At 71.9% G+C, this 12,919-nt stretch carries 8 protein-coding genes; 5 read left to right on the top strand and 3 right to left on the bottom strand.

Annotated features, from left to right (window positions below; all coding sequences use genetic code 11):
• The first annotated feature begins 166 nt into the window (after positions 1 to 166).
• The 5 genes from ACZ3II_RS14125 (at position 167) to ACZ3II_RS14145 (ending at position 8,504) form a co-directional block, all read left to right on the top strand.
• Positions 167 to 2,743 carry a glutamate--cysteine ligase gene (locus tag ACZ3II_RS14125; RefSeq protein ID WP_465518041.1) on the top strand — a complete coding sequence of 859 codons (2,577 nt, stop codon included), beginning with the start codon at positions 167 to 169 and terminating at the stop codon, positions 2,741 to 2,743.
• 12 nt (positions 2,744 to 2,755) lie between these two features.
• Positions 2,756 to 4,528, top strand: coding sequence for an N-acetylglutaminylglutamine amidotransferase (locus tag ACZ3II_RS14130; RefSeq protein WP_465518042.1), 1,773 nt, complete (start codon positions 2,756 to 2,758; stop codon positions 4,526 to 4,528).
• 4 nt (positions 4,529 to 4,532) lie between these two features.
• A complete protein-coding gene (locus tag ACZ3II_RS14135) occupies positions 4,533 to 6,368 on the top strand; it encodes a S9 family peptidase (RefSeq protein ID WP_465518043.1) in 1,836 nt (611 codons plus the stop codon).
• 105 nt (positions 6,369 to 6,473) lie between these two features.
• Positions 6,474 to 7,754 (top strand): MFS transporter, encoded by a 1,281-nt coding sequence (locus tag ACZ3II_RS14140; RefSeq protein ID WP_465518044.1) that lies wholly within the window; start codon positions 6,474 to 6,476, stop codon positions 7,752 to 7,754.
• A 33-nt stretch (positions 7,755 to 7,787) separates the two neighbouring features.
• Entirely contained in the window at positions 7,788 to 8,504 is a 717-nt protein-coding gene (locus ACZ3II_RS14145; RefSeq protein ID WP_465518045.1) for a hypothetical protein, read from the top strand.
• A gap of 118 nt (positions 8,505 to 8,622) precedes the next feature.
• Here ACZ3II_RS14145 and ACZ3II_RS14150 read toward each other — a convergent pair whose 3' ends face one another.
• Genes ACZ3II_RS14150 through ACZ3II_RS14160 form a run of 3 tightly spaced genes read right to left on the bottom strand, consistent with a single transcriptional unit; the run spans position 8,623 to position 12,904 of the window.
• The gene (locus ACZ3II_RS14150) at positions 8,623 to 10,089 is read right to left on the bottom strand and encodes an ATP-binding protein (RefSeq protein ID WP_465518046.1); all 1,467 of its coding nucleotides are present in this window, start codon (positions 10,087 to 10,089) and stop codon (positions 8,623 to 8,625) included.
• 2 nt (positions 10,090 to 10,091) lie between these two features.
• Entirely contained in the window at positions 10,092 to 11,750 is a 1,659-nt protein-coding gene (locus tag ACZ3II_RS14155) for an NAD(P)/FAD-dependent oxidoreductase (protein ID WP_465518047.1), read from the bottom strand.
• A gap of 14 nt (positions 11,751 to 11,764) precedes the next feature.
• Complete coding sequence (locus ACZ3II_RS14160; RefSeq protein WP_465518048.1) at positions 11,765 to 12,904, bottom strand: N-acetyltransferase; 1,140 nt, start codon at positions 12,902 to 12,904, stop codon at positions 11,765 to 11,767.
• Between the last annotated feature and the right edge of the window lie 15 nt (positions 12,905 to 12,919).

Raw genomic sequence — 12,919 nt, forward strand, 5'->3', positions numbered from 1 at the left:
GGCGAGACTACCGGTGAGCTGGAACAGTCTGGCCGCCGGTCGCCGGGTGTCGTGATCGTCATGTTCGACGGTGGCACGAAATGGGCACGTCACTGATTCGCCACATCCGATGGGAAGGCTCCTGCGGATACAAGGCCATTGCCGACAGATTGCGAAGGCGGTCGCGATGACGGAGTCCCTGCAGGTTTCCAGCCCCCACACGTCCGGCCGGAACGCGTCGACGCTCGGCGTGGAGGAAGAGCTCCACGTCGTCGACCTCGGGACGCGGGAGCTCGTACCCCGCGCCCCGGAGATCCTCGACCGGCTGGACGCCGCACACTTCTCCGCCGAGCTGCACCGCTCGGTCGTGGAGACCAACACCCCGGTGGCCACCACCCTGGACGAGCTGCGGGCCGGTGTCACCGCCCGGCGCCGGGAGGCGATCGGCGTCGCCGAGTCGCTCGGGCTGGGCCTGGTCGCGGCGGGCACCGTCCCGCTGGTCGACCTGGACGCGCTGCCGGTCACGCCGACGTCGCGGTACCGGCGGATGCTCCACGAGTACCAGATGCTCGTCCGGGAGCAGCTGATCTGCGGCACCCAGGTGCACGTCGGGGTGCCGGACCGGGACGAGGCGGTGTCGGTGGCCCAGCGGGTGACGCCGGTGCTGCCGGTGCTGCTCGCCCTCTCCACCAGCTCGCCGTACTGGATGGGTGAGGACTCCGGGTACGCCAGCAGCCGCTCCCTGGTCTGGTCGCGCTGGCCCACCGCCGGCGACAGCGGCCCGCTGCGCTCGGCAGCCGAGTTCGACGCCCTGGTCAGCGACCTGATCGCGTCCGGGACGATCAGCGACCCGAAGATGGTCTACTTCGACGTCCGGCCGTCCGCGCACGTGCCCACGGTGGAGCTGCGGGTCACCGACGCCAGCCCGGACGTGGAGACGGTGGTGCTGCTCGCCGGGCTCTTCCGGGCCCTGGTGCAGCGTGCCCGGGCCGAGCACCGGGCGGGGCTGCCGCTCCCGGCGTCCCGGCCGCCGCTGCACCGGGCCGCGATGTGGCGGGCCGCCCGCTCCGGACTGGAGGGTGACCTGCTCGATCTGCCCCGCTCGCCGGTTCCGGTGCCGGCCGCCGTCGCGGTCGAGCGGCTGGTCGCCGGCCTGCGCCCGGAGCTGGAGGAGACCGGCGACTGGGACCAGGTGTTCGACCTGACCCTGCGAGCGCTGAGCCGGGGTAGTTCGGCGGCCCGGCAACGGCGGGCCCTGGCCCGGCGCGGCCGTCTCTCCGACGTGGTGGATCTGCTGGTCGCCGACACCCGGGGCGGGGTCACCGAGGCCGGTCCGGCCGGGCCTCCGGCGCCGGCGCTGATCGAGGCGTACGCCGCCGACGGCGACGAGGCCTTCCCCAGCGGCCGGGTCGACCCGGCGTACGCGGGGATCCTGCCGGTGCTCACCTCGCTGGGCGCGACCGGCCTGCGGCAGCGGGAGGACGCCCGGGACGACGAGCAGCGCGCCCGCGGCATCACGTTCAGTGTCGCCGGTGAGGCCGCCACCCGGCTGTTCCCGTTCGACCTGGTTCCCCGGATCGTCCCGGCCGCCGACTGGCGGCACCTGGAGCAGGGCCTGGTCCAGCGGGTGAAGGCGCTCAACCTGTTTCTCGACGACGTGTACGGCGACCGTCAGGTGGTGGCCGACGGGATCATCCCGGAGTGGGTGGTCGACGGCTCCCCGGAGCTGCGGGCCAGCGGCGCGCTGATCAGCCGGCGGGCGGTCCGGACCCAGGTGGCCGGTGTCGACCTGGTCCGGGACGGCGACGGGAAGTGGTGTGTCCTGGAGGACAACCTGCGGGTGCCGTCCGGGATCGCGTACGCCATGCAGAACCGCCGCCTGACCTGGAGCGTCCTGCCCGAGCTGCCCCGCCCGGCCGCCCTGATCTCGGTGGAGAAGACTCCGCAGCTGCTCAAGCAGGCGCTGCTGGAGGCGGCCGGCCCGGCCGCCGGGGACGACCCGGCGCTGGTGGTGCTGAGCCAGGGCTCGGACGACTCGGCCTGGTTCGAGCACCGGATGCTGGCCGAGGCGATGGAGGTGCCGGTCGTCCGCAGTGTGGAGCTGTTCGTCGACGAGGGCCGGGTGTGGCGCCTGCGTAACGGCCACCGGCACCCGGTCGACGTCATCTACCTGCGGATGAGCGAGGACAGCCTGGTCCACTCGCCGGGCGCGGACGGCATGCCGCTGGGCCCGAGCCTGGTGTCGGCGCTGCACGCGGACGCCGTGGTGCTCGCGAACGCGCTCGGCAACGGCGTCGCCGACGACAAGGCGGTGTACGCGTACGTCCCGAAGCTGATCGAGTACTACCTCGGCGAGAAACCGCTGCTCGCCGACGTCCCCACCTACCTGTGCGGGATCCCGGAGCAGCGGGCCGAGGTGCTGGGCCGCCTGGACCAGCTGGTCTGCAAGCCGGTCGACGGGTACGGCGGCGACCGGATCGTGATCGGCCCGCACGCGACCGCCGAGGACCTGGACGCGCTGCGCCGGCAGATCAAGGCCGCCCCGCACCGCTGGGTGGCGCAGGAGGTCGTGCAGCTCTCCACCCACCCCGTCTTCGACGGCCACCGGCTCGCCCCGCGGCACGTCGACCTGCGGGCGTTCGTCTTCACCGGCCGCGAGTCGGTGGTCGCGCCGGCCGCGCTGACCCGGGTCGCCCCGGCGGGCAGCATGATCGTCAATTCCTCGCGGGGCGGCGGCTCGAAGGACACCTGGTTGCTCGGATAGAGGAGGTCATACATGTGCGGCATCGCCGGTGAGATCGGATACGGCGAGCGGCGGGCGGACACCGGGGCGATCAGGCGGATGCTGCCGTGCCTGGCGTCCCGGGGCCCGGACGGCGAGGGGCTCTGGGACGGCGGGCGGATCGCTTTCGGTCATCGCCGTCTGAAGATCATCGACTTGTCGGAGGCCGGCGCGCAGCCGATGACGGACGAGCGGCTGGGCCTGACCGTGGTCTTCAACGGCTGCGTCTACAACTATCAGGAACTGCGCGACGAACTGCGCAAGGACGGGTACGAGTTCGTCTCGACGTCGGACACCGAGGTGATCCTCAAGGCGTACCACCGGTGGGGCGCCGACTGTGTCACCCGGTTCCTCGGGATGTTCGCCTTCGCGATCGCCGAGCACGACACCGGGACGGTCACGCTGGCCCGGGACCGGCTCGGGATCAAGCCGCTCTATCTCGCCGAGTCGCCGGGCCGGCTGCGGTTCGCCTCCACCCTGCCCGCCCTGCTCGCGGCGGGCGGGGTGGACACCACCCTGGACACGGTGGCGCTGCACCACTACATGACGTTCCACTCGGTGGTCCCGGCGCCCCGGACCATCCTGTCCGGGGTGCGGAAACTGCCACCCGCGACGGTACGGGTGATCAAAGCCGACGGGACGTCCACCGAGCGGGTCTACTGGGAGGCCACGTTCACCCGCCCGGTCGCGGCGAGCGAGCAGGAGTGGACCGAGGCCGTCCGGGACAAGCTGCGGCAGGCGGTGGAGCGGCGGATGGTCGCCGACGTGCCGGTCGGTGTGCTGCTCTCCGGCGGCCTGGACTCCAGCCTCATCGTGGCGCTGCTGGCCGAGCAGGGGCAGCGGGGGCTCACCACGTTCAGCATCGGGTTCGAGGCGGGTGGTGGGGAGAGCGGGGACGAGTTCGAGTACTCCGACATCATCGCCAAGCAGTTCGGCACCGAGCACCACCAGATCAGGATCGGTCAGGAGCGGTTCCTGCCGGCGGTCGGGCGGACCGTCGAGGCGATGAGCGAGCCGATGGTCAGCCACGACTGCATCGCGTTCAACCTGCTCAGTGAAGATGTTGCAAAGCATGTCAAGGTCGTGCAATCTGGGCAGGGGGCGGATGAGATCTTCGCCGGCTACAGCTGGTATCCCCCACTCGACGGGGTGCCCCGGGAGCAGGCCGTCGAGGCGTACGCGCAAGAGTTCTTCGACCGCCCGCACCGTGACCTGGCCCGGCAGCTCAACCCGGAATGGCTGGCCGGACGGGACGTCAGCCGCGAGTTCGTCGAGGCCAGTTTCGGCCGGCCCGGCGCCACCACCGCCGTCGACGCCGCCCTGCGCCTCGACTCCCAGGTGATGCTCGTGGACGACCCGGTCAAACGGGTGGACAACATGACTATGGCGTGGGGGCTGGAGGCGCGCGTACCGTTCCTGGATCACGAGCTGGTGGAACTCGCGGCGGCCTGCCCGCCCGAGCTGAAACTGGCCGCCGGCGGCAAGGGAGTGCTCAAGGACGCGGCCCGTGGTCTGGTCCCGGACGAGGTCATCGACCGGCCGAAGGGCTACTTCCCGGTGCCCGGCATCCGGCACCTGGAAGGACCCGTGCTGGACCTGGTCCGCGACGCGCTGCACGCGCCGGCGGCCCGGGACCGGGCGCTGTTCCGCCCGGAGTACGTGTCGGCGCTCCTCGCCGACCCGAACACCCCGCGCACCACGCTCGGGGCGAACCAGCTGTGGCAGCTCGCGCTGCTGGAGCTGTGGCTGCAGAACAGGGGGATCTAGCTCGATGGAAGGTCAGCTCCACCGGACCGACGTGACAGTGCTGCCCTCGGGCTGGACCCGGCTCGAATCGGTGATGGCCGGCAACTGGTCGCCGGCCCTCTCACCGGACGGGCGGCACATGGCGTACGTCTCCGACCGCAGTGGCTCGCCCGCCGTCTGGGTGCAGCCGGTCGGCAGTGAGCTGGCCTTCCGGGTCGACACCGGACCGGAGCCGGTGTCCGCGGTGCAATGGTCGTCCGGGGGCGGCTGGCTGGCCTGCCAGATCGCCCCCGGCGGCGCGCCCCGCCAGGAGGTGTGGCTGGTCCGGCCGGACGGCACCGACCTGCACCAGGTCGCCGGATTCGGCGACGGCACCGCCGACAACATGCGCTGGCTGCCCGGCCGGCCGGTGCTGGCCCTCACCGAGAACCTGACCACCGCCGTGCTGATCGACGTGGTCGAGGGCAGGCGGACGGTGGTCGCCGAGGGCGAGCTTCTCTCGCTGCTCGATGTGGACCCGGCGGGGCGCTTCGCGCTTCTGCGGTACGGGCCCCGCGGCGCCCGGGACGTCGTGCTGCGCGACCTCGCCACCGGCGCGGAGAAACCGGTCACCCGGGGCGAGCGCGCGGTGTTCAGTCCCGGCGGCGGCTGCGTCTACGCCCTGAGCCTGGACGGCGAGTTCCCCACCCTGCTGCGTATCGCGGGCGACGCCGTCGAGGTCCTGACGCACTCCCCCGCGGCCACCGGCGGCCTGCCCGGGGAGGTCGAGGACTTCACGATCACGGCCGATGGGCGTACCGCAGCGGTGTTGTGGAACGTCCGGGGAGGGGAATCGGAGGTCGCGCTGATCGGCCTGGACCACGACGCGACGCGCGCCCCGATGGCGCTCGGCCCCCTGCCCGGCCTGGTGGTCGGCGGCTTGACCTGGAGTTTCGACGGCTCGACGCTGGGCTTCACGGCCGAAGGGCCGGGACAGCCGCACGGCGTCTGGGTGTGGCGACGGGAAGCCGGCTCCGCTTCCGGGATCAGCGCCGTCTCCGCGCGGCCCGCCGGCGACGGCGCGGTCCGGCCCACGCTGCTGAGCTTTCCCGCGCACGACGGGCTGACGCTGACCGGCTGGCTGTTCACGCCGCGCACGCCCGGCCCGCACCCGACCGTGGTGTGGCTGCACGGCGGGCCGGAGGCGCAGGAACGGCCCGGGCACGGGCCGCTCTTCCAGACCCTCGCGGACCGGGGCATCGCCGTGTTCGCCGCCAACGTGCGCGGGTCGTCGGGGTTCGGGCGGTCGTTCGTGAACGCGGACAACGGCGCGCTGCGGTACGCCGCGATCGAGGACGTCCGGACCTGCGCCGGACACCTGCGGGACAGCGGGATCGCGAGCCGGGTGGGGGTGATGGGCCGGTCCTACGGCGGGTACCTGACGCTGGCCGTGCTGACCCGCTTCCCGGACCTGTTCGACGTCGGCATCGACATCTGCGGCATGTCCAACTTCATGAGCTTCTATGAGCACACCGAACCGTGGATCGCGGCGGCCGCCGTCAGCAAGTACGGCCACCCCGTCCACGACGCGGAACTGCTGCACGACCTGTCCCCGATCAACCGGATCGGTGATCTGCGCACGCCGCTGATGATCGTGCACGGGGCCAACGACACCAACGTCCCGGTCGTGGAGGCCAGCCAGGTCGTCGCCGCCCTGACCGAACGTGGTCATCCGCACCGCTATCTGCTCTTCCCCGGCGAGGGTCACGAGCTGCTGCACCGGTCGTCCCGCGAGACGTTCGTGACCGAGGTCCTCACCTGGCTGCAAACCCACCTGCGTGTGGAGTTCGGCCGGACAGGTGACCCGAAAGCAACACACTGAAGTGGCCGTACGCCCGGGGACGGCAGTGAGGAGACGCACGTTGCCGCAGGCGCCGGTAAGGGAGAAGGCTGGAACAGCACGTTACTGACGAGCGGAAGGCGTCTCATGGGCCTGCGTCCCTGGGCGGTGTGGGCCGCGGGACTGGCCGCCTACATCGTCGCCGTGCTGCACCGGACCTCACTCGGGGTGGCCGGGCTCGACGCGCAGGAGCGGTTCGGGGTCGGCGCGAGCGCCCTCGCCGTCTTCGCCGTGCTGCAGCTGGTGGTCTACGCCGGCCTGCAGATCCCGGTCGGCCTGCTCCTCGACCGGTTCGGATCACTGCGGCTGGTGGTCACCGGCGCCCTGGTGATGGCGGCCGGGCAGACCCTGATGGCGTTCGCCGACGGGCTGAGCGGGGCGATCCTCGCCCGCGTGCTGGTCGGGGCGGGCGACGCGATGACGTTCATCAGCGTGCTGCGCCTGGTGCCGCACTGGTTCCCGTCCCGGCAGGTGCCGGTGCTGACCCAGCTCACCGGCATCTTCGGCCAGACCGGGCAGGTCCTGTCCGCGGTTCCGCTGGCCGCGCTGCTGGCCGGCCCCGGGTGGCACCCGGCGTTCCTGAGCACCGCCGCCGCCGGGGTGTTCGTCGCGCTGGTCGCGCTCGCCACCCTGCGGGACACGCCGGACCGGCGGATCAACAGCGGCAGCACGATGAGCTGGCAGCAGCTCGGCACCGACCTGGGCAGCTCGTGGCGGCATCCGGGCACCCGGCTCGGGCTGTGGGCGCACTATACGACGGCGTTCACCGGGGCCGCGTTCGCGCTGATGTGGGGCGTGCCGTTCCTGATCGCCGGCGAGGGCCTGAGCCGCAGCACCGCCGGGGTGCTGCTGACCGTCTTCGTGGTGACCGGCATGGCGGCCGGACCGGTGCTGGGCCTGCTCACCCAGCGCCATCCGCGGCGCCGGTCCTGGCTGGTGCTCGGCATCGTCGCGATCATCATGGTCGCCTGGCTGATCGTGCTGGCCTGGCCGGGCCGGGCCCCGCTGCCGGTGCTGGTGCTGCTGGTGGTGGCCCTCGGGCTGGGCGGCCCGGGGTCGATGATCGGGTTCGACTTCGCCCGCAGCTTCAACCCGCCGAGCCGCCTGGGCACCGCGACCGGCCTGGTCAACGTGGGCGGTTTCGTGGCCGCGCTGGTCACCATCGAGCTGATCGGCCTGATCCTGGACGCCCGCACCGGCGGCGGTAACGACTATCACATCGACGATTTCAAGGCCGCCATGTCGGTGCAGTTCCTGGTGGCCGCGGTGGGGGTGGCGGGCATTCTGCGCACCCGCCGCCTGGCCCGCCGCCGGGTCGAGGCGGAGGCGTCGGGTTTGACGCCGGGCGTGGAGGTAAAGGCTTCCTAGTCCACGCACCCCAGCGCAGGGATCCAGGAGGAGATGACTGTTCAGGCGGAGGGCCGTTTCTGGTCCGGCATCGACGTTCCGAAGACCATCGCCGGCACGCTCGCAGCCGTTTCGGCAGCCGTGCTCGGCTCCTTCCTCGGAGTCGCCGGCACTCTGATCGGGGCCGCCCTGGCCAGCGCGATCAGCTCGATCGGCACCGAGATCTACCACCGTTCCATCCATCACGGCACGAAGAAGATCCAGTCCGCGTTCGTGGTCGCCCCGGCCGCCGCGGGCACTCCTTCCGTCGCGGCCGCCGAGGAGACCCCTTCCGGGGAGGTCCCGAGCCGCATCCACTGGAGACGGGTGGCACTGGTCGCCGGGGCGTTCTTCGCGCTCGGCATCGGCACCCTGACCACGGCCGAGATGTTCGCCGGCCGGTCCGCCGCCGACGTGACCAGCGGCCGGGACAGCGGCAGCCCCACCATCACGTTCCCGTCCACCGCCGACGACCGCGACGCGGACCGGAACGACGAGAAGCGGCAGGAGAAGCCCGCCGTTGCCCCGTCCGAGGAGGCCCCGGCCACCTCGACAACGGAACAGCCGGCCCCCACCGATCCGGCGACCACCACTCCCACGGAGCCGGTCCCGGCCGATTCTGCTCCCGCCGGAGCCACACCCACGACCGGCGACCAGCCGGAAACCACCGCCCCCGGCGCGGGCGCCGACCCCGCGCAGCAGGGAGAGCAGGCGGAACAGCCGGGAGAGTAGGCGGCCCCCACATTCGAGCGGCCGGCTCGCGCGGGCCGAGGCCACCCCGTGGCTGGTTGTCAGGGCTGTCTCGAAGCGGTCGAGACAGCCCTGACGGCCAGCCGGAAGAAGACGGGACTCAGGCGGAGGCGGGCTCGGTGAAGGGGAGGCGGACCAGGAAACGGGTGTCGCCGGGCTGGGACTCCACCTGGATGTCGCCGCCGTGGCTGTTAACGACGATGCGGTACGAGATGTCCAGGCCGAGCCCGGTGCCCTCGCCGACCGCCTTGGTGGTGAAGAACGGCTCGAAGATCCGCTTGCGGACCTCCGGGGTGATGCCCGGGCCGGAGTCACCGACCGACACGACCAGGCGGTCGTCGGCGGTGCAGGTGCGGATCGTCAGCGTCCCGGAGCCTCCCATGGCCTGGACCGCGTTGTCGATGAGGTTGGTCCACACCTGGTTCAGCTGCGCCGGGTGGGCCGGGATCTGGGGCAGGTCCCGGTCGTAGTCCTTGACCACCCGTACCCCCTCGCCGATCTTGTGGGCAAGCATGACCAGGGTGCTGTCCAGACCCACGTGCACGTCGATCCACTGGTGCGCGGACCGGTCCACGTGCGAGTACTGCTTGGCGGCGTGCACCAGCTTCGACACCCGGCCGGTGGCGTCCTCGATGTCGCTCATCAGCTGCTCGGTCTCCAGCGCGTACCCGATCCAGTGGATCGCCTGGTCCAGCAGCTCCGGCGAGTCGAGCCGGGATTCCAGGTCGGTGAGGCAGCCGGTGTCGATGCCGCCCTGGGCGAAGACCGGCGCGAGGTCCCAGGCGGCGGTGATCTCCCGGTCCTCCATCCAGTCGCCGAGCTGATCCTCCAGGTCGGAGGTCTGCAGGGCGGTCATGGCGGGGGCCTTGGCGGCGCGTTCGATCACCTCCTCCTGCAGTTCGAGGAGGGCTTTGAGCCGGTCCGGGGCGACCTTGCCGGCGGCGAGCTTGCCGAGTTTCATCCGCATCGCGCCGACCCGCTGGCGCAGCGCCCCGGTGGCCCGGGAGGCGGCGGCGGCCGGGTTGTTCAGCTCGTGCATCAGGCCGGCCGACAGCGCGCCGAGCGCGGCCAGCCGCTGCCGCTCCCCGATCGCCGCCTGCGAGCTCTGGATCCCCAGCGCCAGGCCTTCGAGCAGGTGGATCGCCATCGGGAACCAGTCACGCATCAGCCCGCCGAAGTCGTCGGCGGAGAGCACGAAGAACTCGCTGTCCGACAGGGCCCGCATCGACGCCTGGTACGTGCGGGGGATCCCGTCGTCACGCAGGTACGCCTGGGTCGCCCCCATGTAGACGCCGCGCTGCTCGGTCCGGACCGTCGTCACCTCGTCCTGCCCGACCCGGCGGGTCAGCGCGATCGTGCCGGTGAGCAGCACGAAGAACGAGGTGGCCGGGTCGCCCTCGCGCAGCACCAGGCCACCGCCGGGAACCCGCATGGTGCAGCCGTGCTCGGCCAGCCAGGCGAGCTGGTCGCCGGTCAGCTTCTCGAACAGGAACAGGGTCCGCAGCTCATCGGGGGTGAGCCGGCCGGGTTCGCAGGGTTCCAGACGGATCTCGTCGGGGTCGGACATCGTTATCGGGCCTCCAGGTAGCGGTGGACCAGCGCGACGGCCATCGCACCCTCGCCGACGGCCGAGGCCACCCGTTTCACCGAACTGGCCCGGACGTCACCGGCCGCGAAGATGCCGGGGACACTGCTCTCCAGATAGAACGGATCCCGGTCCCGATCCCATCCCCGGGGCCGTTCCCCGTTGACGAGCAGGTCGGTGCCCGTACGGATGAAGCCCTTCTCGTCCCGGGAGAGGGTGTCGCCGAGCCAGTCGGTCCGCGGTTCCGCCCCGATGAAGACGAACAGGTAGCCGCATTCGGCGGTGGTCCGGTTGCCGGCCTTGTTGTCGCAGATGGTGATGGCCTGCAGGTGGCCGTCGCCGTGCGCGCCGATCACCTCGCAGCGGGTCCGCACCTCGATGTTGGGCACCTGGGCGAGCTGCTGGATCAGGTAGTACGACATGGACGCCTCGAGCGAGTCGCCGCGGACCAGCAACGTCACCTTCCGGGCGTACCGGGAGAAGAACAGCGCCGCCTGCCCGGCCGAGTTCGCGCCGCCGACGATGTAGACGTCGGTGCCGGCGCAGGCCGGGCCCTCGGTCGACGCCGACCCGTAGAAGACACCCGACCCGGTGAAATCGGAGACGCCTTCGGCGAGCAGCGGACGGTACGACACACCGGTCGCCAGCAGCACCGCGTGCGCCGACACCTCCCCGCCGTCGGCGAACGTCAGGGTGCGCGCCGACCCGTCGGCCCGTAGCCCCACCACCTCGCGGGTGCTGATCGTCTCGGCGGCGAACTTGTCGGCCTGCCGCCGGGCCCGGTCGGTGAGCTGCGCGCCGGAGATGCCGTCCGGGAAGCCGAGGTAGTTCTCGATCCGGGAGCTCTGCCCGGCCTGCCCGCCGACCGCCTGCCGCTCGATCAGCAGCGTCTTGAGCCCTTCCGATCCGCCGTAGACAGCGGCGCCCAGCCCGGCCGGCCCGCCACCCACGATGATCAGGTCGTAGAAGTCGCGGCCCGGGTTGGTGGCCAGCCCGGCCGCCGCGGCGACCTCCTGCACGGTGGGCCGGGACAGCGCGGTGCCGTCCGTGGTGACCACCAGCGGCACCCCCTCCGGCCCCACCTCGGCGGCCTCCAGCAGGCGGCGGCCCTCCGGCTCGTCGGCGCCGAAATACCGGTACGGCACGAGGTTGCGGGCCAGGAAGTCCCGGATCTGGAAGGACGGCTCGCTCCACCGGTGCCCGACCACCCGGATGTCGGTGAGCTCCTGGTCGCCGGTGGCCTGCCACGCGTCGAGCAGCGCGTCCAGCACCGGGTACAGCTTCTCCTCCGGCGGATCCCACGGCTTGAGCAGGTAGTGGTCGACGTCGACCACGTTGATCGCCTGGATCGCGGCGTCGGTGTCGGCGTACGCGGTGAGCAGCGCCCGCCGCGCGTGCGGGAACAGGTCCATCGCCTGCTCCAGGAACTCGATGCCGTTCATCTGCGGCATCCGGTAGTCGGCGAGGATCACCGCGACCCGGCCGCCGCGCAGTTTCAGCTCACGCAGCACCTCCAGGGCCTCGTCGCCGGAGGAGGCGCGCACGACCCGGTACTTGTCGGCGTAACGGCGGCGCAGGTCACGCGCGATGGCGCGGGAGACGGACGGGTCGTCGTCGACCGTGAGGATCGCGGCTTGGCCCATGGTCAGGTTCGTCCTCAGCTCTCGGGATGGCGTTCGAGATAACTTCTGATGTACGGGCAGGTCGCCACGACGGTGATGCCGCGCGACCGGGCGTCGGCGAGGGCGGCGGCGGCCAGGCGCCCGGCCAGCCCTCGCCCCGACATCGCCTGGTCGACCTGGGTGTCCAGCAGGTCGATCCGGCCGTCGCCGCGGGCATAGGTGAGAGATCCGACCGCCTCGCCACTGAGCATGACCTCATAGCGGCGCTGCTCGAAGTTGTCGACCACCACGGCATCGGCCGGATCGTACGCCACCGCCTGCGCGCTGCCTTCCACCCGCAGCTTGCGGCGGGCCCGCTCGTAGAACGAGGTGCGACCGAAACGGATCACCTGGGCCGCCGCCGGCGACGGCCGGATCTCCAGCGCGTCACCCGGCGACGCGTGGCCCTCGATGATGCCGTCCACCTCGATCGCCAGGCGGCCGCTGCTCGGCAGCACATCCAGCGCCACCTGCTCGGACGTGTCCAGCACCAGCGAGCGGTTGAACGACGAGTGGGCGGCGGCCGCGCTCACGATCAGGGCCTGCACGTTCGGCGAGACGATCGGGCCGCCGGCGGAGAAGCTGTACGCCGTCGAGCCGGTCGGCGTCGACACGATCACCGCGTCGGCCGCGTAGTTGACGAAACCCCGGCCCTCGACCCGGATCCCGACCGCGGCCAGGCCGTGACCCGGGACCCGTACCAGAGCGATGTCGTTGAACGCCGACACCGCGCGCCCGTCCGGCAGCACCGTGCGCACCGCCGTCCGCGGCTCCACTGTGTAACGATGCTCGTCGATCGCCGACAGCGCCTCACCGAGACCGGCCAGGTCCACCTCGGCGAGGAAGCCGAGCCGCCCCACGTTGACCCCGAGCACCGGCGTCTGGTGACCCTCCGCCAGGCGCATCGTGCGCAGCATGGTCCCGTCACCGCCGAGGCTGACCAGCAGCCCGGACCGCTCGACCAGCTCCTCGGGGCCGACCGCCTCGGCCGTGCACCCGCCGATCCGGCTGACCTCATCCGGAAGACCGATAACGGTCACCCCACGCTCGGACGCCCAACCGGTGATCGCCTCGATCGCGGCGCCGCAGTCCCGCCGCGGATGCAACACCAGCCCGACGACCTTGACCATGCGCATGCCCGCCAGCCTCGC

The sequence above is a fragment of the Actinoplanes sp. NPDC019969 genome, from assembly GCF_055562375.1.

What these genes read in the sequence shown, in the direction of transcription:
- ACZ3II_RS14125 (WP_465518041.1), top strand. Translation starts at nt 167, where the DNA reads ATGACGGAGTCCCTGCAGGTTTCCAGCCCCCACACGTCCGGCCGGAAC.
- ACZ3II_RS14130 (WP_465518042.1), top strand. Translation starts at nt 2,756, where the DNA reads ATGTGCGGCATCGCCGGTGAGATCGGATACGGCGAGCGGCGGGCGGAC.
- ACZ3II_RS14135 (WP_465518043.1), top strand. Translation starts at nt 4,533, where the DNA reads ATGGAAGGTCAGCTCCACCGGACCGACGTGACAGTGCTGCCCTCGGGC.
- ACZ3II_RS14140 (WP_465518044.1), top strand. Translation starts at nt 6,474, where the DNA reads ATGGGCCTGCGTCCCTGGGCGGTGTGGGCCGCGGGACTGGCCGCCTAC.
- ACZ3II_RS14145 (WP_465518045.1), top strand. Translation starts at nt 7,788, where the DNA reads ATGACTGTTCAGGCGGAGGGCCGTTTCTGGTCCGGCATCGACGTTCCG.
- ACZ3II_RS14150 (WP_465518046.1), bottom strand. Translation starts at nt 10,089, where the DNA reads ATGTCCGACCCCGACGAGATCCGTCTGGAACCCTGCGAACCCGGCCGG.
- ACZ3II_RS14155 (WP_465518047.1), bottom strand. Translation starts at nt 11,750, where the DNA reads ATGGGCCAAGCCGCGATCCTCACGGTCGACGACGACCCGTCCGTCTCC.
- ACZ3II_RS14160 (WP_465518048.1), bottom strand. Translation starts at nt 12,904, where the DNA reads ATGCGCATGGTCAAGGTCGTCGGGCTGGTGTTGCATCCGCGGCGGGAC.